The sequence below is a fragment of the Sphingomonas sp. 2R-10 genome (genome assembly GCF_030062225.1).
GTDB lineage: Bacteria > Pseudomonadota > Alphaproteobacteria > Sphingomonadales > Sphingomonadaceae > Sphingomonas.
The window spans coordinates 108,600-128,497 of sequence record NZ_JASCXF010000006.1 but is presented as its reverse complement, the minus strand read 5'-3'; the positions used below and the strand labels follow the sequence as shown (position 1 = coordinate 128,497).

Below are 19,898 nucleotides of genomic sequence, written 5' to 3'. Positions count from 1 at the left end.
CCAATCGGGAAAGGGCTATTGGCATCACGCCATAGAATTGCCGTCCGTGATGCGTAGAGTACCCGCCATCGTGATGCGGAGGATCAATGCTAGAGGCAAAGCGGCTTGAGGGGCGGTCGTACTATCTGCGGCCTGTCGAGGACGCGGATCGCGATGCTATCCGCGACATACTCGCGAGCGACCCCGACAATTGGAGCATCCAGACGGTATCGGCTCTCGGCGAGGCGTTCGATAGCTATTGGTCGAACATGCTTTCCATGCCGGGGCGGATCACCTTCTGCGTGGTGGAGGTTGCTACCGGCGAGGTCGTTGGCACATCCAGCTTCGTATCAGTCGATGAAGCTCACCGCACTGTCGAGATCGGTTACACCTTCTACCTGCCGCGCGTCCGGGGGACACGGGCCAACCCTGAAACCAAATGGCTGATGCTCAACGAGGCTTTCTCAGCAGGCTTTATTCGCGTGCAGTTCAGCGTGTCGGAGGCCAACAAGCATAGTCAGGCTGCGGTATCGAAGCTCGGCGCTGTTCGGGAGGGCGTGCTGCGGAATCATCGCATCACATGGAACGGGAGCCGAAGAAACACGGTCATTTTCTCGATCATTGAGACCGACTGGCCGGCGATCAAGTCACAGCTTCTCGCCCGCCTACAGGATTAAACCCTAGCGATAGTTCGTTCGGGCAGGACTTTGTAGGGCAGCTTTATAGGCGGCGACCGCTGATCCGAACCCCATTGCTAGAGCGTCTGCTGTGAGTTCGTGTCCTATGGATGCTTCCGCGATCGGCGGCATACCGCCGATCAGATCGGGCAGGTTGGCGAGATTGAGGTCGTGTCCGACGTTGATCCTCAAGCCAACGGCATGGATCGCTTGCGCCGCTTCCGCTGCTGCCGTGAGAACAGGACCGGGGCCACTGGCCCGATGCTCGGCCGCATACGAGCCGGTATAGATTTCGGCGCCATCTGCTCCGCTTTGGACCAGGCCCACAACAGCCTTTGGATCAGGGTCGACGAACAGGATCACACGTCCGCTGACTGCCTTGAAGCGCGCGACTTCATCAGCCACCCGCACCGGAGCATCCCGATCGTCAAACTTCCATCCTTCCTCCGATGTGAACGCAGAGGGAGGATCAGGAACCAGTGTGCATTGCTCGGGCTGCACAGCAGATACGATGCGGAATAGGCGATCGTCGGGAAAACCTTCGATGTTCAATTCAAAGGCAGGTCGAAAAGGCTTCATCCACTCCGCGAGAGCCGATACGTCGTCATCGCGGATATGGCGCTGGTCGGGACGCGGATGCACCGTAATCCCGTCAGCCCCGGCGTCATGGGCGATACGAGCAAAGGCGAGCAAATCGGGTACGCCTGTTCGCCGAGAGTTTCGCAGTAGGGCAACCTTGTTCAGGTTTACACTTAGACGCGCCGTCAACATCACCCCCGATCGCCTTTGGCACTGGAATTACGGTATGTAGCGTCCAATGGCGAGAGCCTGCCGTGCGTCAGCCGCGGGCCAGTTCTGCCTCCTGTCATTCCCGATATTCCATCCGAAGGGGAATGCCCCGGCCGTCTCGCTAGCGGTTCGTTTGTGGGAATGGCGAGTGTCGTTATGATGTCGCAACGATGATGCGAATGGACGTTACGCGGAATGGAAAATGCCTTTGATGTTGGAGATCGGGCGCGAGCCGAGCTAGCAGACCTGATTGATCGACAGATGCGTCCACTAGGAGACGCAGTTTTCAGCAAGTTGCCTCTCGCCGAAGGTCAGACGGTGATGGACGTCGGATGCGGAACCGGAGAAGCGACTTTGCAGTTGGCGGCGCTGGTCGGCCCGCAAGGTCAGGTGATCGGTGTTGATGTTGCTCCGCGGGTCTTGGCGCTTGCGAAGCGGCGGGCGGAGAACACGGCTCATGTGACATTTCTTCAGGATGATGCTGGCACCTTGCCACTGCCTGATCGATCATTGGACGTCATATTTTCTCGGTTCGGGACGATGTTTTTTGCCGATCCGGTAGCAGCATTCCGTAATTTGCACCGGATGCTACGACCGGGCGGTAATATGGGCTTTGTTTGCTGGCGATCGGTAGCAGAGAATGAGCTGGACACGTTCTGCATCAACGCTGCTAAATTGCCGATCACGGTCGACACGTCACCCTACAGCTTTGAAAAGGCTGCCGTCATCAAGCAGGTGCTTGAGGATGCCGGTTTTCGTAACATTGCCATCGAGGCGCATGATGCTCCGATAACCGCTGGCGACACTGCCTCGACGTTGAAAGTCGTGACGAGGGTTGGGGCGCTCGGGAAATCTCTTCGGGAGAACCCGGACCTGTTGCCGGCAGCAGAACCCATCGTGCGCTCGGCCCTCGCGGCGCGCGAACAGGGTGGTTTGGTGCATCTGAACTCGGCAACATGGATCGTGACTGCAACGGCATGAACCACCCAGACGCCAACCCTCTCTTTTCTCGCCCACGGATAGGACGCGGGCGTTGGCTTGGTGCCCCGACCAGGGCAGTTCCACCGGATGCCACAGCGCCTGAACCTGACCGCCCTCCTCGTTGACGAATATGACACTGCCATCGACTTTTTCGTCGGAAAGCTTGGTTTCGAGTTGCGCGACGACAAAGCGCTAACAGATGAAAAGCGGTGGGTGGTGGTTGCGCCGCGAGGCGGCGCGAGCGGACTGCTATTGGCTCGGGCTGTCGGTGACAGGCAACGTGACGCTATCGGCGATCAGAGTGGCGGTCGAGTATTCCTGTTCCTCGAAACGGACGACTTTGCCCGTGACCATCTCGCCTACACCCAGCGAGGCATCCGCTTCGTCGAGCCGCCTCGCCACGAACCGTATGGCATCGTGGCCGTATTCGAGGACCTCTATGGCAACCGATGGGATTTGATCGAACCTGCCATCGTCCCGCGATGATTCCCGGTTGAGCATCCCAACGGGAACGCCTCGGCTGTCTCGCGTGCCGTTCTCAATCGGGAAGGTTGGCAGGTCGATTCCTTCCAGATTGCAGGCGGTCGTTTAGGAAGGCATGCATGGTGGCATGACCAAGCCTATTGCCGTCCGTTTCAGCGTTCTGCCCGAGAATGAGGAAGCCGCTGTGGCCCATATTAGCGCCCGTGGTTACTCGCCTATGCAGATCGAACGAAACGTAGAAGGCCTCACTGTCTTAGTATTTCCGCCTCTTGCCGGTGAAGCACTAGAAAAATTAGTGAAGACTATGCCAGTGCATCTCAATGCCAAAATTGGCATTGTCGTTGGGGACGCCCCGCCGTTTGCTGCGCTTCATTAAGAGCGAAGTCTTTACAACGGCGTTTCGGTTGCTCGCGCCCAATTGCGGACACTCACCTGCTAGGCCAGAGTGGCATAATGAACAACGGATGGGGCCGATGAAGAGAACTAGGTTGGACGCTCTTGCGCTAATAGCGGTCACAAGCGGTTGCGTCGAACGGAAGCCCCCATTTTCTAGTGAGCAGTTTTTGGCCGCCAAAGCACAGTGCGGCGCGGTGGATGCTTACGTTATCGATGCGGCACCCAACACGATCGGATTTTCTGGAACGTCCAACGACCATATGCGGCAGGCGAAATGTCTGAAAGCGAAGCTAGAAGGATTTGACGTTAAGACGGTTGTGCTTGGGTCGCAGCTTCACGAACGATCGTAGCCAGCAACCCTCCGCTAACCACCACATTGTGACGTTCCCGAAATTTGATCCCAATGGGAATGCCCCGGCCGTCTCACTGGGTGTTCCCAATCGGGAAAGCCGACGGGCTATCTCGCTGTAGACGGCTTTCTCATTGCCACGATGGCATAAACATAGGTCAGGGCTGCTGCGCCCGCTATGGCTGCGGCCCGCATCTCATGCGGAACGAACAGGTAGGCCGCATAACAAAGAACAGCTCGCATCACGAAGTGAGTGAACCCAGCAGGGTCATCCGCTCCCCAACCATGAGGCACCCACACCATCCCTGCGAGAATTGCCAGACCGAGGATTAGAAGATCGAGGTTGCCGGCTGCTTGGGCTGCAATGATGACGAAGGGGATGAGCAACGCGACTACCGTTATAAATCGCATAAACAATTGCGTCACTGGATTGCGTCGGCTGTCTGCTTGTATCCCCGGTTCGCCGCGAACCTTGTCAATCAACAGAGAGAGCGGAAAGGGGATGGCCGCAGCGATGAAGGGCGCGAAGCTTGGGAGGCGACTCCCAAGAACATAGGCTGCTATGGCAAGCGCACCCCATGCGATGAAGCCCGCGATCGGCATTCCGGTTGTACTGGTAGCGAGATAGTCACGCCGCGCATCGGCGAGCGATATCGTCGAGTAGTCCCGCATTTGTCCCCCTGCGTGCTGTTTGCCCGCAATACGGTGCATGATGGGCGGCACCACGACAAGGCTACTCAACCCGTCGCCATTCCCAATTCACCATCCTCGTGGGAAGGCCCTGACCGTCTCGCGTGCCCGTTCCCAATCGGGACGGTCGCCGGGCTTAACGTACGATTTTGACCATCCTCTCACCGGACCCCAAGTTGCGCGTCCGATTCTCACCAGCATGGAATTTCGGGAATTTTTCCGATCGTTGGAAAGTGGACGTTGCGGCCAAGCGGAATAGTCGTATCATTGATTCATGAGCGCCACTCTTCCCAAGAGCGTTGGACTTGGCGGCGACGGTGACGAGATCGTTGCCATAGAAGAGGTTGAACGCACCTTCAGCGTTAAGCTCGATAAAGCGGAAGCGGTACAATGGCACACCGCTGGCGATCTGTTCGCGTCGCTCTGCAAGGCACTGCCTGCTGACATTCGCGACGACAATCTATGGTCACGCTTTACCGAGGTTTTAACAGATCAAACCGGCATTGATCCGAAAGTTGTAGAGAGAGACAGCCCATTGCTGTCGGAGTCGCGACTTTGGGTTCACATTGCAAACTCGTCAGCAGCGGTCTGGATCGCAGCGACCGCAGGTATGCTGGCGTTGGTAGGTTGGGCGCTGCTTTAGAACGTCGACGTTTGCGACTGGAGCGAAAGCGGGGATGACGCCATCCCGATTGGGAACGGCAGTCGAGACGGCCGGGGCTTTCCCACGAGGATCGTGTTTCGAGAATTGTAGTTTTATTCACTGACGGAGCTACACCCCCTCAAATCCACATTGAATTCTCGATAACATTAATGCCTTGTGACGGCGTTGCTCACACCAACCTGCCGGGATTGCAGATCTTTTCCTACCGAATATCCCGCGAGTATCGAGAACGCTAGCACAAGGAGAACCCCGATAATGGAAAATCCTACAAGGATGCCCGTTACCCCCTTCCCTGACGGCTGGCTTACTCCTGCTTGCCCTGACATGCCTCGCTCCTTTTCGACATAGCTGATCTAAATCCTGATAGGCTGAAACAGTCAACTGCGTCATAGTAGCATCGTAGGGCTGATTAAGATTTCCCAAAAAAGGAACGGCCAACGAGACAGCCGGAGCGTTCCCGATTGGGTAGGATTATGAGAAAAAACGGGTCCCGGTGGATGACTATCGGCACCGCCCAATTTAGGGATCAAGCGGCGCTTCCGCTCCGCCTGACAAATTACTTGGGTTTGTAGGCCCAACCGGCGCAGGTTCGAACTCGGCCCCAGGATCGCGCTTTCGTCTCGCTGGACCGAACCGCCTCCGCTGCGCTTTCTCCCAATCGTCTTCGAACCGCAAGCGAGCTTTAGCTATCTCGGATTTAAAGCCTTCGTGTCTCTCTACCATCTGGCGACCTCCAGTGTACTACATTCATATAACACACATCGGTTCGCGCTTCAAAGCGCCTCGTCAGTACGAGCATGGACATGATATCGCAGGTGGTTCGATACCACTGTCGTATGCCGCCAATGTAATGGGCTGAGAACCGCATGTTTCTTGGAACACGTCTTCTTGGAAAGGGAGTAAGAAATAGCCCTACGGCTGATCCTTAATAATCCCGAAACAAACGATCTGAGAGACGGTCGGGGCATTCCCATTGGGATGGTGAAACGGGAAAGCTGGCATTCGTAATCCTCTCCCGTTGTACGCTGGCGTAGCTGGGAGAGGATGTACCGTCAGGCCCGATGCAGAACTACGTCGAACCCTTCATCGGGCGCTGGCGGGAAGAAATGCTTGGTGAATAAGGCGAAGTCGTCATCGCTCACGGTAAATTCGTGCGTACCGTCCCTGTTTCGCTGCCTCAGCCGGGACTTGCAGACTTCATCGGGCACGTCGAGATAGTGAAGTTGATGCCGGCACCCCGCCTCTTCGAACAATGATCGCATCCACGCTCGGCTTGCAGGTGTGTTCGCGGGGAAGTCCAAGACTACCGAAAGGCCCGACCGTAGCAGGTCGACGAGATGAGTGCTCATTGCTTCTCGCAGGCGTGTCGCGTTGCGAACATAATCGGCGAGGCTGTTTTGCTCGCCAGGGTACAATCGGGCCAGCCAGTAATCTTCCTTCACAAGGATTGTATGAGGCTGCTCCGCCAAAGCGCTCGTAAGCGTGGATTTGCCAGCAGCGATTTTACCGCACACAAGGTGCAGGGTTGGTTGTTTCCAAGGCATATTGTCAAAACACCTTCGCAGATGCGTGCAGCACCATTAGATTCACAAGCGGATAGACCCGGCCCGACGCATCAAGCCGGGAGGTTAATTCGTCCGCTGTTCGCAATGGCGATGTGAATCACGAGAGGCATTGCATAAAGATGCCAGTCCCTATGTCGGTAGTCCAGCGTGGAACGGCATCCGAAGTCGCTGTTGGCCGCCCATGTTGCGGCTCCCGATTGGGAACGGCCTGCGAGACGGCCGGGGCCTTCCCATCAGGATGGTTAATCGGGAAAAGCCGATCGCGACCTAATACGGCCACTGCGTGCCGCAAGGCGGCGGCCAGGCACCGCCACGAGATGGCTTCCCGCCCATTTGCGTGATAGCGCCCAGACAGGCGCACTCCGGCGTCGGGCCGGAGAAGCCAACGATGTACCCGTCTGCCCGCGCGCATGCTGTGCTGCCGCGCCTTTTGTTCATGCTCGCCATCGCCACCCCCGCCGCGGCGCAGCGGCGCGAAGCGCCGATCGCGGACACCGAGGACGCCAGCCTCGGCTCATCGGCGGTGGGACCAGGGCGGCTGCATGTGATCGCCGGGCTTGACGTGCGCAATGCCGACTTCGTGCGCGGCAGCTTCGATGACGATCCGGTCAGCCTGGAACAGGTGCCGGTTCACGTGCAGGTCGGCCTGGTCTATGAGCTCGCGCGCGACGGGGACGGCGATGCAACCCGCTGGCTGATGCTGCGCACCTCCAACGGCTTCCACGCACCAACCGACGATGAACGCACGTCGCCGCGTAGCTGGTACGAAAGCAACAACCTCGTTGGTATCGCGGAACGTCTTGCCCCCGGCCTGATCGGCGCGACTACCTACGCCATCAAGACGAGCCCGAACGGCATTGCTGGAACCTCGCACGAGGTAAGCGGCGTGCTGTCGTTCGCGCGCGACCGCGGATTGGGCGCGCTGAATCCCGGCTTCGCGACGACATGGCGACCGAAGGGCGGAAGCGGTTTCTACACCCAAGTGAGTGTCGAGCCTGACTGGTCGCTGGGTTCGAGCGACGATGCACCGCGGCTGTCGATCCCAAGCATAATGGGTGTCGGCTGGGCGGGCTTCTACGAACGCGGCAGCGGCAACCGCGCCTATGGCAGCACGGGCCTTGCGCTCCAGCTGCCGCTGGCGATCGGCGGCGGTCACTGGAACGCGCGGGCTGAGGCACTGGTGCTGGTCCGCGACGACCGGCTGCGCCGCTTGGGCGGCGCACGCGCTGACACCGCGACCGCCGTGCCCTACGTCACGATCGCGCTTGCCTACTCCTATTGAGATCCGGGCGCATCGGCAGGCGGTAAGGAAGTGATCTACCGCAAGATAACCGTTTGATTTCCCCCAAACGAAGACGGTCGAGACGGCTCCGGGGCGGTCGGGGCATTCCCATTGGAAACGGCGAGCGAGATAGCCGGGGCATTCCCACGAGGATCGAGTATCGGGAAATGGCCGGGTTTTGAGGAGGGCAGACGTTAGCTCTGGACGATGGCTTCGCCTACAAAGCGACCTTCCCAGAGGAAGAACCGACCTGCCTTTCGCATGACGGGAACAGCCTCCTCATGTGAGAGGAAGACAAAACCGAGCTGCCGGGTTTCGCCAGGTAGCAGAGGTTCATCACCGATTAGCGGAAGGGCGTCATACCCGACCAGCGGTTTCATTTGGGAGACCATGCAAGGGCAACCCCACCCGGAGTAGGCGGGCACTGTTCGACCGCCTGCTGCCGTCCCATACATGCGAACCTCAGCGACAAGCTGCGGTATGGCGGTCTTGATGAACTCGGCTCGGCTCATTCGGCGATAATGGCCATCAGCGCGAATGTCCGCAATTGGCGTTCACGCCAGTGAGTCGGTCGAGCCTTTCCCAGCGGGATGGTGAAAAGAGAATGCTCCGACCTTCTCGATATATCTCGTAGATGGGATATCGGGAAAGTTGGCACCGCTCAGCGGGATGCCCCGCTAGATATGCCGCCCGCAGTCCGCCAGCATTCAGGACTCGATTGCTTGATCCGCACCTCTTGAACGCTGACCCGGTTCAGCCCTTGGGGAAGGTAGCGGATCGTGCGCTTAACCCCGCTATCCTCGACCAGCAGACCATAGGGAACGACGGCGTTGTCTGTCTCTCCCTCGGTGCGCTCAAGGATCTTCATGCCGTCTCGTAAGCCTGCCGCATACGCCGGGAGACGTGGATCGACCCCCGTCGCGATATTGCCGGCAGCGGCAGTCGCTTCCGCATCAAATCCTCGCGAAAACGAGGGGCGCTGTTCGGTTACGATCGTGGCACATGGCCCAAAGGTATTAGCAGGGAGCAGGATCGGCTCTCCGCTGGCCAAGTAACGGGCCTCATCAGCAGCGATGTCCAACCCGCTACGCTTCGCCAGTCGGCGAAAGAGGGCTGTTGCATGATCGTTGGATGTGCGGGCTGAGGCCAGTTGCGCCTGTACCACCGTGTCGAGGTTGGCTCGCCCGCCACTCGCCTCTAGCAATCTCCGGTTCCAGATTGCGGCCAAGAGCGCACCCCGCTGATAGGCGAGCTTCTGCGCCGCGTCGTTCTCCCAGAATGCCGAAGCCGCCCGCGCGCCAGTAAGAGTTCGAACCGGCGAACCGGCATAGGCTGCCAGCATCTCGTTCCACTGCGACGCGAAATCTGCCGGCGAGATCAGGCCGGAACGCACCATCAGCGCCCGGGCGTAATAGTCGGTGAAGCCTTCGCTGAACCAGTAATGCGCCGGCCGGGTTTCTCGGTCCTCCGGCATGGTGCCGAGACGACCGGGGTTCCATGTATGGAAATACTCGTGCGCGAGCAGCCATTTCATCCGGTCGAGAGGCGTACGCTGATCGACCCAGAGGGCGAAGGCATCCCCCCGCCCCGTACCACCCAAGCTCATCACCGTCGGATCGCCGACAATGGGAGCGGCCGTCACCAGAAAGGGCGCGCGCCGATCCGTTCGCCAGAAATCACGCTCGACGGCGATGACCCGGCGGGCAAGGACGTCCAACTGCTCCGGGGTGAAGGCGTAGCTCCCGATCGTGGCGACGCGGACGCCCGATCCGTCCCCCGCCGGAAAGGTTCGCAGCTCGTGGCCGCCGATGACGATGCTTTCCAGCGCATCGGCGACGGTGCCGGGACGAAGGGCCGCGCGGGTTCGGCCCGCGAGATGTTCGAGATCAGACGCGAAGCCGATCCCCGATGCGCCTGTCCAGTCGAAGGTCGCGGGCGCATTCTCGCGTTCAGCGGGGAAGCCGAACAGCGCGTTGCCCGCGGCATAGAACCAGCCCGGCCGGACAACTGGTCGCGCCTGTTCGGTGTCCTCGACGGTCGGATCGTGGTCATATGCCGACACGATGCGATAGGTCACGGTCAGGCTCGCGTCGGGAGCGGCGCGAATACGCCAATGCCCGTCGTTGCTCTGCTCGACGCCTGTCGCTCCCTGGACCTTCAGATCGCGCGCCCATTGCCACAGGCGACGCTCACCGTTCCAACCGTCATCCCATCGGAAGTCAGTGGTGCCTGAGGGGTCGGCGCGGAAGCGGACCTGAACCCGCAAGGCTGTGAGATGGCCGCCGGACACCTCCGGCGCCAGCGTATATTGGACGGGCTGCTGTGCGACTGGTGGGGCGGCAGACACCAACGTCAGGGCGGCGATACTAAAGAGGAGGCGCATGTCACTATGGTAGCGATGGCGTGCGCTTCGACAATCAGGCTTTCCCGATTGGTAACGACCCACGAGACTCCCCGGGGCGTTCCCACGGGGAACGGCAGGCGAGACTGCCTGAGTCGTCTCACGAGGGACGGCGTTTAGAGAATGGGCTATTTGGTATCTGGTATCGTTACGCGGCGCATTGGGGTCGAGCAAGCGTAGGCGACCTTATATGGCTGACCCCAGCAGCGTTCGAGGCCTTCAAACACGTTCATATTTAGCGGCCATCTGACCGGCACCGGTTTTCCATCCGGGCCTTCCATAGTGAAATTTGCCGGGCGGGGCAGCGCCGCAAGCCTGGCCTTTGCAGCATCGAACGCTCTGCGATCACCCTTGAGAAAGGCGATCGTGCCGTCCACATACAGGTTCCAGCCCATACCTTTGTCTTCTTTCACGGGCTTGTACGACTGCCGAAACAGCGAAATGGCTACGCCAGTTTGACCAAGGTCGGCGCGTAGCTGCCCTTCGTGCCACACCAGCACATGACCCTTCGCTTTATGCGCGACACGCCAGTCGCGGATCAGGTCGGCGGCTTCGGCTTCGCAGCCATCATATTCCAGCTTACGCCATCCGCCCGTCATATCTTGATCGAAGGCATCTTGATCCAGCGCCATCAGCGCCGGCCGGTCGTATTGACACCCTTGGGCGGTAGCGGCCACCTGCGCGAGTAAAGCGTATATCATCGTCATTACACGGCAAAGTTCCATAACTCCCGGTGCAGAGCAAGATGTGCGCTCCTACGATCACCCATCTGCCAAAAAAGCGGTCAAAGACATGGCGGATGCTTCCCGATTGGGAAGGTCGACCGAGACGGCACGGACGTTCTGGGAATCGATCGAGAATTGGGAAATGAACGATCGTCTACGCTGCCGCCATCGTTCCCGACCGAAGATAGCCGAACATGTGAGGGACGTAATCCGCCTTGCCGATCTCGACACCTTGGCTGCGAAGAATCGCATAGGCGGTGATGACGTGGAAGTAGAACTGAGGCAGCGCCCAATCGCGCACATATTGCTCGCCGGTCAGGTCGAAGTTCATGCCACCCGGCAGCTCGATCGCGACCGGCAGCGCCGCACCTGCATCAAGGGCGTCGTTCGACAGATCTGCTAGAAACGACAGCGCGGCATCGATCCGCCCCTTAGCATCGGTGATTGTGCCAGGCGCGTCACCGGCGTTACGCCCCTCGGCAGCGATGGCATCAAGCCACTCGGGAACATGCTCGCCGCGTAACCGAAAGACCGCCTCCTGCGCTTGGTAGGCCGCGAAGCGGACCTGTGCCGCGAGCGGGAACATGTCGGCCGCGAGCCTCGCCGCCAATAAGGTTTCTGCCCGATCCGGCATCTGCTGCTGTACCTTGTCCAGCAAGCCGGACAGCGTTTGCAGCATGTGCTGGTAGGTCGGAACGAGTAGGGTCGTGGTCATAGTCTTGATCGTACATAGCGGTCGCGACAGCGCAATGACGCACCCCACCGCCTTTCCCGTTGGGATCCTTGTGGGAAGGCCTTGGTCGTCTCCCCTACCGTCTCCTCTCATGACGATTCCTGGCGCAACATGGCGTCGGAAGATTGACCGTTTGATTTTCTTGGATCATTAAACGCTACCATAAAATCCTTGGGGGGTAACGTATGACTGCGGTGTGGATTGCACTGGGAGCAGTATCCATTAGCCTATTTTGGACGATATTTATCGTGATGAATGCACGAAAAGCTAAGGCAAACAAAAAATAGCAGTATTCAAATTGTCGAGTGGCCAGCGGCGATTTCAACGGCAGCCTTTCTGCCATCACAGTTAGCATAGATTCTCATCATCGGTGAGTTTCGAGAACACCGCTGGCTTCTCAATCTACCATCCCAATGGGAATGCCCCGGTCGTCTCACGGCCCGTTCCCAGTCGGGAACGCCCTTGCGCTGGCATTTCAACAATGTCGTTTTGACCGTCCAGCCCAGAACAGGAAGGCGGCGGTGAGAGCCGCGGCGATGGCGAAATGGAACGTACCGGCTTCCTGCGGCCAGCGGCTCGCCCACAGGTTGCGGTCAAAGGCTATGCCGCCAACGGCGTTCACTAGCCCATGCAGCCAGATGCAGGGGATCAAGCTGCCACGGCCGATCAGCCATACGCGCGACATCACGAAGGACAGGCCGATGACGCCGAGCGTGTAGAGGGGGAGATAGGCAATGAAAGGAACGCCACTTCGCCAGTCGGCGAACATCGCCATGATCGGCAGATGCCACAGCGCCCAGACGATGCCGATGATGAGGGAGGCGCGGACCTCGCCACCCTGCTCCAGCAGTCGAGGCAACAGATAGCCGCGCCATCCGCCCTCCTCTCCCAACGGACCGGCGCCCATGATCGCTGTCGCCACGCCGTTGAAGATCGAAACCGGGAACACCGTCAGGTACAGGAGGATCGGTGCCATACCATGCAGCCCTTCAGGCCGTGGGGCATAGCCGAGAGCGATCGTCAAAAGGAGCAGCGCCAATGGGAAAGGCATTAGCGCAGCGGCATAGGCGCGCCATCCACAGCGCAAGCGGGTGAACCCACGCAACCACTCTTTGAGCGAACCGGGGCGCGAAATCGCAGATAGGATGGCCGCAGCCACGCCTGGCCCGAACGAACCGGCGTAGATCGCCGCCGTCATGGCTCCTTGACCGTGAAACTCAGTCGGCTGTCCGGTTGCCAGCCATGTCGCGATCCAGATCGACCAGCTCAACGCCACCGTCAGCAGGACGAACGCCATCGCCCCCGGTCGCACACGACCGGCTGTCTTTTCAGCCATCATTATTTCCTTGTTATGCGAGGTTTTCAGGCAAAGTTTCAGTGCCGCCGTCGGATGGTCCGAAGTCCCTTGGTAAGCGCGACATAGAGCACTGCCGCCAGCAGCAGCGCGATGGGGATCGACCAGAAACCAAGCAGTTCGCGAGCACCGTCAGATTGTGCGACAATGCCGGCGCTGATCGTGCCGTCCGCATAGCGGAACACCCCGACATGCTCACCCCACAGCGGCTTGAGCAACGCCATGGCGGTGAAGATGGCGAGCAGCAGGTAGCCGAGGCCGAATGCGAAACCGATCACCGCCCATCGCGATCCGGCCATAACGGCATGAGACAGCCCCCGCGCGATCGTGATCGGACTGTAGGTCAGGGTGCCGCGCTCAATCAGCTCGTCGGCGAGCAATGGGCGCAAATAGTCGATCGGCCGGCCGAGACGCGACAAGGCCGCGTCGAGCCGCTCACTTTCGCTTACGCCCGACGAAGCGGCCATGCTGTCAACGACATGCGCTTCCAGATCGCCGCGCAGTTCGGCCGCGTCCGCATCTGCGCGCGCAAGCAGGCGATCGACCTCGGAAAAATAGACGTCCCAGCGACGGCGCGCAGCAGGGTCGGTGAAAGTGGGGGTCATGCGGACGCTCCTGGCAGCAAGCTATCAACGGAGGCGGCGAGCTTCGACCACGACGGGATCATACCCCGCAGAAGCTCCCGGCCCTGGACTGTCAGGGCGTAGTATTTACGAGGGGCACCGCCATCACCATCGGCGAGGCGCGACGAGATCAGCCCGTCCTTAGCCAAGCGCAGCATCAGCGGATAAAGCGTCCCTTCCGGCACATCAATCGCGGCACGCTTCGCGATCCCGGAGATCAGCTCGAAGCCGTATTGCTCACGATCGCTAAGCGACAACAAGATGACGAACTCCAGCACGCCTTTGCGAAGCTGGACCTCCCACCTGCCGATCGCCTCCTGCGAATCATCGGATTTCCTTGCCATGCAAGGGTACTGGACCAGGGTTGCTTGCAATGCAAGGTAATCGTGTTGGACGGCTTCGCACCGTCATCGGTTGTTTCTCGCCTCGCCTACCAAGCGAGTTTTGAGAAGCCTCTCAAATTCCCACTTCACCATCCCAGTCGGGATGCCGCCTCCCCCTAAGTCTATGGTGTCCGATTGCCGAAATGCCGTGCTACCAGCGTGCGCGCATGTTCCCACAGCAGGGGCGAGCCGCCAGCAATGGTCGGGCCGTAGCGTTCGTAGACCTGTTGTTCCGACACGCTGTTCTCGGTCCAAGTGCCTCCACCGGTCAGTGTGTTCAGCAATAGCGGTTGCAGTCGATCAAGGCCTTTGGCGAACCGAGCCTCGGGACTTTCCGCCGTCTCAAACTCTCGCCAGAGCGACAGCAGGCGCGTCGCCTGATCTGTCGGCAATATGCCGAACAGCCGATCAGCAGCCTGCCGCTCCGCAGCTTCAAGCGCGGCGGTATCGTGAACGCCGTGGATTGGGGCATCACCGGCGTCGATCTCAACAATGTCGTGGATGAGCAGCATCGCAATGATTTTGCCCGCATCAAGTCCGTCGTCGGCCAGGATCAACGCGAACATTGCCAGATGCCATGAGTGTTCGGCCGAGTTTTCGCGGCGGCTGCTATCCGCGATGCGGGATTGACGGACAACCGATTTAAGGGTGTCGATCTCGGTAAGGAAGGCTAGTTGGCGATTGAGGCGGTCTTGCATGACCGTGGTCTTACTCTCCCTCAGCCGTTCCGACGACGAATGAAATATTCGACCTCAGGCAAACGCTACCGTCGTCACCAGCCTGCCTACGCGCCCTTCCGCGAGACCGATTTGCTCCCATTCGAGTATGCTAGGAAGGATGCGCATCTCAACACTGCCATTGCCCAAGGTGGGAATTGAAATGCCGGCAGGCTCAGTACGCTCGAACCACCCGTCATCGGCAAGGCGATCCTCAGCCATGACGATATCATCGGTAGCGTACCGCCACAGCGAACTACCAACGAACGTCCGTGCGGATGCTCCCCACTCCCGTTCGCGTGATGGGGAAGCGGCAAGCAGCCGGTGTGTCGCGTCACAGATCAGGTGGACAGGAACGTTCGCGCACTCAACAAGCCGTCGCAGCGCCCGATCTGAGGACGAATCCGGGGCCAGGGCGATAAGGTCGCGGATTTGACGCCCCGACGCGGGCGATGGAACGTGCCTGCCTGATTCCCAGCGTGAAACGAGCCCCTGCGATACACCCAGGGTTTCCGCAACATGCTCCTGCTTGAGGCCGCGCAGCCGCCGAAACCGCCTTAGGCGAACGCCAAGATAGTGGCCGGGTATAGAAACCGCTTCTCTCACGTCGCTCCCTCACCGTCGACCAGTCTCTATCGATCATAGACCGTGCCAATATTCGCTCTCAATGGGAATGCGCAGGCCGTCCTCGTCGCTGTTCCCAATCGGGAAGCCCGAAAGCAGCGCCTGACAGCCCTTGGCGATCCCGCCGATCGACGTCATTAGCCATCGACAACGGGGGGCGTATGAGCGGCGTCGGATCAAGTGGTGGAACGTACCGGGTCGAAGTGGTGCGCGAAGGGACAGAAATTATTGCGCGAGATATTCTCGACAGCCTGCCCGAATGGTTCGGACGGCCTGAATCGCTCGATGAATATGTCGCAGCCACGACCCGTATGCCGACCCTGGTCGCCTATTCGAAGAACGGCAAAGCTGCCGGTTTTCTGTCGCTGGAAAAGCATACATCCGTCGCAGCCGAAATCCATGTAATCGGTGTCGCGCGGGATCAGCGCGGTAGGGGCTGCGGGCGCAAACTGATCGAACAAGCAGAAACCATGCTAAGAGCCGAAGGCGTCCGCTGGTTGACCGTCAAGACCCTAGCCGCATGCCATCCCGATCCGCACTATGCCGAAACCCGGCTCTTCTATGAAGCCAGCGGGTTCGAGCCGCTCGAGGTATTTTCAGACTTGTGGGGTGAGGACACGCCTTGCCTCATGATGATGAGGCCGATCGGCTGATTCCCAATTCTCGATCCCATTGGGAAGGACGCCGGTCGGGCGTTTATGATCGCGCGACGTTCGTAGTTGGCACGACCCGTGCGGAGGCGGTAGCGCGGGCCACACAGTGGCCATCTGCGTCGAACAACTCGCCTTCTAGGAAGGCTACCGTCTTCCCCATTTGAACGATCCTGCCGACGCCCGTGAACGGACCAGGTCGTGCCGGTGTGAGATAGCTGACGTTGAGGTCGATCGTAGCGCAGTAGTGCGTACCGCCCGACTTCACGAGCACGGTCGGGCCGAGCGTGTCATCCAACATTGCCGCAACGAAACCGCCTTGAATGTTGCCGCCCGGATTGCAGAAGTCCGGCTTGCCTTCCATCGTGACGCGCACGGCACCCGTGTCAGGATCGGCCTCGACAAGCTGCCACCCCAGCGTTTCAGCGCATGGCGGCCGGGCGAAGCTGTCGAAGACGCTCATTATCCATTTCTCCCTCATGCCGCGCTGACGACGGCTATCAGCCATTCCTATGGTTTGCGCCCGCCGTTGCAAGCATCACGGTCGCCGTGAGACAGCCCACATTCTCACCGATCATGGGTTGCGAGAAAGCTGTCGCCTTCTCGCTTCAGCATCCCTACGGGAATGCCCGGACCGTCTCGATGGTCGTTCCCAATCGGGAAGAGCAGTTATCAATCAGCCGGTTCTGAGTTGCTGCTGATGGCCTTGCTAGCGGCGGCACCGATCAGCATCACCCCAATGTGTATCAGCATCAACCACCACAAATTTGATGTAGCGACATATGCTACAGTAAAAACCAACGCAGATACGATGCTTCCTACAAATTGCTTTGGATTTTTGAACCCGTGCGCCGCTCCATATGCGACAGCTGCAATTATGACCGCCCAAAATAGCCCGATCATAGATGGTAAGTAGTATAAAAGAAAACCTCTATACAGTATTTCCCATCCACCCCCGACCGCGAGGCACAAAAACAGAAAAAGCCTCGTTTCTTTAGGTGTTTCTGGAAAGAGATCGCGCTGCGCAGCCTCTATCCCTTCCTTCTGCGACGGCTTAGGCTTTTTGTTTCTGCCAAGGAACAGGGTAATAAAAATCACGACGGCGATGCCAAGACCGATTAGCGAAGGCGTTGACGTAGGGGCAGCAAGGCCAAGGGCTTCAGCAGATCGACCCGTTATAAGCCAGCTGGTTGCCAGTAGAGCGAGTAGCCCGGTCACCATCCCAATCGTGCTTATGTAACGGGTGATCTTCGTGCTGGAGGCGGGCCGTCCGGGTCGGCTGCGCCAAAGCGCGCGCATAGGGACGACGATGAGCAAGAGAATAGCTAGAATATGGTCAAGCAAGGCGCACCTGTAGCGAAGGGTCGACGCCAATGGCCGACATGATGATGGGGTATTCGAGTGGGTCAGCTGTCGAGCCGTTTCCGGCGATTTGTTCAGCTTAGCTCGCTAACGCGAACACCACCCCATCCTCATCATCGTTCGAGGGCACTTTGCGGTTGGGGCGTGGTCCGTTCCGTGCGCGATTCATCTTGTTCTTGGGGTGCCGCGGCAGAGAAACGGAAAACCTTGCAAGTGTGGCGAGAATGCCTGCACGGCGCAATGCTGCCGCAGCCGCAGCCAAGGCAACGGCCGCCTCGGCAATGGCGCTGATCTCGATGCTGGCAAGCCATAGGGTTACGTCTGGGGCAATCAACGCAACCATGCGGATCGGGTCGTTATCTCCCGCATTGAGATGCACAACAACCAGCATCATCACGACAATGGCCAAGGCGATGTGCCCAGGCTCTAAGCGGTTTAATGCTACAGCGGGCAGCTCCACCATCAGGCGCTTTAGAACACAGGCAACAGGCGTGCGCGGGGCGCTGATCAGCATGGCCCAGCAAAGGAGAAACACGATTGCCGCTGTCATCATCCGACCATCCCCCAAGTCACCGCCTGCCGTTACGGGGCACCCTATTCCCAGAGCAATACGACAGCTTTTCTCGAAATTGAAACTCAGACAGATTTCGAGACACCGAGGTCGCTCCCGTGCCACCATCCTAATGGGAATGCCCCGACCGCCCCCGGGGCTGTCTCGGCCGTCTTCGTTTGGGGGAAATCAAACGGTTATCTTGCGGTAGATAACTTCCTTACCGCCTGCCGAGGCGCCCCGGTTTTCAATAGGCGTAGGCAAGCGCGATCGTGACGTAGGGCACGGCAGTCGCGGTGTCAGCGCGTGCGCCGCCCAGGCGGCGCAGCCGGTCGTCGCGGACCAGCACCAGTGCCTCAGCCCGCGCGTTCCAGTGACCGCCGCCGATCGCCAGCGGCAGCTGGAGCGCAAGGCCCGTGCTGCCATAGGCGCGGTCGCCGCTGCCGCGTTCGTAGAAGCCCGCCCAGCCGACACCTATTACGCTTGGGATCGACAGCCGCGGTGCATCGTCGCTCGAACCCAGCGACCAACCGGGCTCGACGCTCACTTGGGTGTAGAAACCGCTTCCGCCCTTTGGTCGCCATGTCGTCGCGAAGCCGGGATTCAGCGTGCCCAACCCGCGGTCGCGCGCGAACGACAGCACGCCGCTTACCTCGTGCGAGGTTCCAGCGATGCCGTTCGGGCTCGCCTTGATGGCGTAGGTAGTCGCGCCGATCAGGCCGGGGGCGAGACGTTCCGCGATGCCAACGAGGTTGTTGCTTTCGTACCAGCTACGCGGCGACGTGCGTTCATCGTCGGTCGGTGCGTGCAACCCGTTGGAGGTGCGCAGCATCAGCCAGCGGGTCGCATCGCCGTCCCCGTCGCGCGCGAGCTCATAGACCAGGGCGACCTGCACGTGAACCGGCACCTGTTCCAGGCTGACCGGATCGTCATCGAAGCTGCCGCGCACGAAGTCGGCGTTGCGCACGTCAAGCCCGGCGATCACGTGCAGCCGCCCTGGTCCCACCGCCGATGAGCCGAGGCTGGCGTCCTCGGTGTCCGCGATCGGCGCTTCGCGCCGCTGCGCCGCGGCGGGGGTGGCGATGGCGAGCATGAACAAAAGGCGCGGCAGCACAGCGTGTACGCGGGCAGACGGGTACATCGTTGGCTTCTCCGGCCCGACGCCGGAGTGCGTCTGTCTGGGCCGCTATCACGCAAATGGGCGGAAAGCCATCTCGTGGCGGTGCCTAGTCGCCGCCCTGCGGCGCGCGGTGGCCGTATCAGGTCGCGATCGGCTTTTCCCGATTTACCATCCCGATGGGAAAGCCCGGACCGTCTCGACAGCCGTTCCCGATCGGGAATGGCTGAAAGTGCCCGGTGGCACACTCTTGTCCACCTTGGCATACTTGTCCGATGAGCAAGATGCGTCGGCGGATCATGGTTGCAGCAATGTCGCTTTGCGCGTTCGGACTTTCCGGATGCGCCGAGGGATGGAAGGCCAGTGAGACCGAAAGCCGCGATTGGCTTCCCGGAGCTTTCCCGCATCTGAAGCGGGTAGTCGTGCTTCTTCGAACATGTCAGCCCACGCGATCAAGCGGATATAACAATATCTGGGTCGATGGGTCGAATGATGACGAACAGCCTCACTGCGCGTTCGGCGATGACAAGGCGATTGAAGACATACGATCCGAGTTGGAGAAGGCTGGCGTTCTCGGCGTCGCTTACTGGCCGAGCGGCAGTCCACGAGAGCGGGTGAACTGGGCGGAGTTCATCTTGTTTCGTGAGGGCGTCGTCACCTCGGGATCGATGACGTCCGTGGTTTATAATGCTCAGCCACAGGCCTGCGCTGGTAAGATTCAGGGTGACGATCGTTTTCGTGTGATAGATCGCGCTATTGCCCCGGCACCGTGTCGCTGGTTCTGGAGGCGATCGGAAGGCTAACG

At 59.7% G+C, this 19,898-nt stretch carries 25 protein-coding genes and 1 pseudogene; 8 read left to right on the top strand and 18 right to left on the bottom strand.

Going from position 1 to position 19,898, the window contains the following annotated elements:
• The first annotated feature begins 86 nt into the window (after positions 1 to 86).
• Positions 87 to 656 (top strand): GNAT family N-acetyltransferase, encoded by a 570-nt coding sequence (locus QLH51_RS04595; RefSeq protein WP_283514365.1) that lies wholly within the window; start codon positions 87 to 89, stop codon positions 654 to 656.
• A gap of 3 nt (positions 657 to 659) precedes the next feature.
• Here QLH51_RS04595 and QLH51_RS04590 read toward each other — a convergent pair whose 3' ends face one another.
• Positions 660 to 1,427, bottom strand: a complete 768-nt coding sequence (locus QLH51_RS04590; RefSeq protein WP_283514364.1) for a pyridoxine 5'-phosphate synthase — start codon at positions 1,425 to 1,427, stop codon at positions 660 to 662.
• Positions 1,428 to 1,640: 213 nt separating this feature from the next.
• On the opposite strand from QLH51_RS04590, the gene QLH51_RS04585 reads away from it, so the two are divergent.
• The 3 genes from QLH51_RS04585 to QLH51_RS04575 all read left to right on the top strand — a co-directional run bounded on the left by QLH51_RS04585 (position 1,641) and on the right by QLH51_RS04575 (position 3,285).
• Positions 1,641 to 2,426, top strand: a complete 786-nt coding sequence (locus QLH51_RS04585; protein WP_283514363.1) for a class I SAM-dependent methyltransferase — start codon at positions 1,641 to 1,643, stop codon at positions 2,424 to 2,426.
• 87 nt (positions 2,427 to 2,513) lie between these two features.
• On the top strand, positions 2,514 to 2,912 hold the full coding sequence (locus QLH51_RS04580; RefSeq protein WP_283514362.1) for a VOC family protein: 399 nt from the start codon (positions 2,514 to 2,516) through the stop codon (positions 2,910 to 2,912).
• Positions 2,913 to 3,036: 124 nt separating this feature from the next.
• Positions 3,037 to 3,285: a hypothetical protein gene (locus QLH51_RS04575; RefSeq protein ID WP_283514361.1), complete on the top strand. Its 249-nt coding sequence runs from the start codon at positions 3,037 to 3,039 to the stop codon at positions 3,283 to 3,285.
• A 477-nt stretch (positions 3,286 to 3,762) separates the two neighbouring features.
• Here the strand turns inward: QLH51_RS04575 and QLH51_RS04570 are convergent, their stop codons facing one another.
• Positions 3,763 to 4,395: a DUF7010 family protein gene (locus QLH51_RS04570; protein WP_283514360.1), complete on the bottom strand. Its 633-nt coding sequence runs from the start codon at positions 4,393 to 4,395 to the stop codon at positions 3,763 to 3,765.
• Between the two features lie 223 nt (positions 4,396 to 4,618).
• Between QLH51_RS04570 and QLH51_RS04565 the strand changes: the two genes are divergently transcribed.
• The gene (locus QLH51_RS04565; RefSeq protein ID WP_283514359.1) at positions 4,619 to 4,987 is read left to right on the top strand and encodes a hypothetical protein; all 369 of its coding nucleotides are present in this window, start codon (positions 4,619 to 4,621) and stop codon (positions 4,985 to 4,987) included.
• A 1,073-nt stretch (positions 4,988 to 6,060) separates the two neighbouring features.
• Here the strand turns inward: QLH51_RS04565 and QLH51_RS04560 are convergent.
• Complete coding sequence (locus QLH51_RS04560; protein WP_283514358.1) at positions 6,061 to 6,552, bottom strand: AAA family ATPase; 492 nt, start codon at positions 6,550 to 6,552, stop codon at positions 6,061 to 6,063.
• A gap of 409 nt (positions 6,553 to 6,961) precedes the next feature.
• On the opposite strand from QLH51_RS04560, the gene QLH51_RS04555 reads away from it, so the two are divergent.
• Positions 6,962 to 7,855, top strand: coding sequence for a hypothetical protein (locus QLH51_RS04555; protein ID WP_283514357.1), 894 nt, complete (start codon positions 6,962 to 6,964; stop codon positions 7,853 to 7,855).
• 194 nt (positions 7,856 to 8,049) lie between these two features.
• On the opposite strand, the gene QLH51_RS04550 is transcribed toward QLH51_RS04555, so the two are convergent.
• The 11 genes and pseudogenes from QLH51_RS04550 to QLH51_RS04505 all read right to left on the bottom strand — a co-directional run bounded on the left by QLH51_RS04550 (position 8,050) and on the right by QLH51_RS04505 (position 15,552).
• Entirely contained in the window at positions 8,050 to 8,235 is a 186-nt protein-coding gene (locus QLH51_RS04550) for a hypothetical protein (RefSeq protein WP_283514356.1), read from the bottom strand.
• A 281-nt stretch (positions 8,236 to 8,516) separates the two neighbouring features.
• Entirely contained in the window at positions 8,517 to 10,238 is a 1,722-nt protein-coding gene (locus tag QLH51_RS04545; protein WP_283514355.1) for a M61 family metallopeptidase, read from the bottom strand.
• 146 nt (positions 10,239 to 10,384) lie between these two features.
• Positions 10,385 to 10,963: a hypothetical protein gene (locus QLH51_RS04540; RefSeq protein WP_283514354.1), complete on the bottom strand. Its 579-nt coding sequence runs from the start codon at positions 10,961 to 10,963 to the stop codon at positions 10,385 to 10,387.
• A gap of 172 nt (positions 10,964 to 11,135) precedes the next feature.
• Positions 11,136 to 11,696 carry a DUF1993 domain-containing protein gene (locus QLH51_RS04535; RefSeq protein ID WP_283514353.1) on the bottom strand — a complete coding sequence of 187 codons (561 nt, stop codon included), beginning with the start codon at positions 11,694 to 11,696 and terminating at the stop codon, positions 11,136 to 11,138.
• A 493-nt stretch (positions 11,697 to 12,189) separates the two neighbouring features.
• Positions 12,190 to 13,050, bottom strand: coding sequence for a CPBP family intramembrane glutamic endopeptidase (locus QLH51_RS04530; protein ID WP_283514352.1), 861 nt, complete (start codon positions 13,048 to 13,050; stop codon positions 12,190 to 12,192).
• Between the two features lie 38 nt (positions 13,051 to 13,088).
• Positions 13,089 to 13,673, bottom strand: coding sequence for a hypothetical protein (locus tag QLH51_RS04525; protein WP_283514351.1), 585 nt, complete (start codon positions 13,671 to 13,673; stop codon positions 13,089 to 13,091).
• Positions 13,670 to 14,035 carry a PadR family transcriptional regulator gene (locus QLH51_RS04520; RefSeq protein WP_283514350.1) on the bottom strand — a complete coding sequence of 122 codons (366 nt, stop codon included), beginning with the start codon at positions 14,033 to 14,035 and terminating at the stop codon, positions 13,670 to 13,672. Before QLH51_RS04520 ends, QLH51_RS04525 begins: the two co-directional genes overlap by 4 nt.
• Before the next feature lie 161 nt (positions 14,036 to 14,196).
• The gene (locus QLH51_RS04515; RefSeq protein WP_283514349.1) at positions 14,197 to 14,772 is read right to left on the bottom strand and encodes an HD domain-containing protein; all 576 of its coding nucleotides are present in this window, start codon (positions 14,770 to 14,772) and stop codon (positions 14,197 to 14,199) included.
• Between the two features lie 54 nt (positions 14,773 to 14,826).
• The gene (locus tag QLH51_RS04510) at positions 14,827 to 15,012 is read right to left on the bottom strand and encodes a hypothetical protein (RefSeq protein WP_283514348.1); all 186 of its coding nucleotides are present in this window, start codon (positions 15,010 to 15,012) and stop codon (positions 14,827 to 14,829) included.
• Positions 15,013 to 15,246: 234 nt separating this feature from the next.
• Positions 15,247 to 15,396 (bottom strand): annotated as a pseudogene (locus QLH51_RS19915) (helix-turn-helix domain-containing protein); the annotation flags it as partial.
• A gap of 33 nt (positions 15,397 to 15,429) precedes the next feature.
• Positions 15,430 to 15,552, bottom strand: a complete 123-nt coding sequence (locus QLH51_RS04505; RefSeq protein ID WP_283514347.1) for a hypothetical protein — start codon at positions 15,550 to 15,552, stop codon at positions 15,430 to 15,432.
• A 23-nt stretch (positions 15,553 to 15,575) separates the two neighbouring features.
• Between QLH51_RS04505 and QLH51_RS04500 the strand changes: the two genes are divergently transcribed.
• Entirely contained in the window at positions 15,576 to 16,067 is a 492-nt protein-coding gene (locus QLH51_RS04500) for a GNAT family N-acetyltransferase (protein WP_283514346.1), read from the top strand.
• A gap of 43 nt (positions 16,068 to 16,110) precedes the next feature.
• On the opposite strand, the gene QLH51_RS04495 is transcribed toward QLH51_RS04500, so the two are convergent.
• From QLH51_RS04495 to QLH51_RS04480, 4 genes are all read right to left on the bottom strand, one after another.
• Positions 16,111 to 16,527 carry a PaaI family thioesterase gene (locus QLH51_RS04495; protein WP_283514345.1) on the bottom strand — a complete coding sequence of 139 codons (417 nt, stop codon included), beginning with the start codon at positions 16,525 to 16,527 and terminating at the stop codon, positions 16,111 to 16,113.
• A 209-nt stretch (positions 16,528 to 16,736) separates the two neighbouring features.
• Positions 16,737 to 17,408, bottom strand: coding sequence for a CPBP family intramembrane glutamic endopeptidase (locus tag QLH51_RS04490; RefSeq protein ID WP_283514344.1), 672 nt, complete (start codon positions 17,406 to 17,408; stop codon positions 16,737 to 16,739).
• Between the two features lie 97 nt (positions 17,409 to 17,505).
• On the bottom strand, positions 17,506 to 17,976 hold the full coding sequence (locus tag QLH51_RS04485) for a hypothetical protein (RefSeq protein ID WP_283514343.1): 471 nt from the start codon (positions 17,974 to 17,976) through the stop codon (positions 17,506 to 17,508).
• A gap of 247 nt (positions 17,977 to 18,223) precedes the next feature.
• Positions 18,224 to 19,090 carry a hypothetical protein gene (locus QLH51_RS04480; RefSeq protein WP_283514342.1) on the bottom strand — a complete coding sequence of 289 codons (867 nt, stop codon included), beginning with the start codon at positions 19,088 to 19,090 and terminating at the stop codon, positions 18,224 to 18,226.
• A 278-nt stretch (positions 19,091 to 19,368) separates the two neighbouring features.
• Here QLH51_RS04480 and QLH51_RS04475 point away from each other — a divergent pair, with 278 nt between their 5' ends.
• Complete coding sequence (locus QLH51_RS04475) at positions 19,369 to 19,896, top strand: hypothetical protein (RefSeq protein ID WP_283514341.1); 528 nt, start codon at positions 19,369 to 19,371, stop codon at positions 19,894 to 19,896.
• The last annotated feature ends 2 nt before the right edge of the window (positions 19,897 to 19,898 follow it).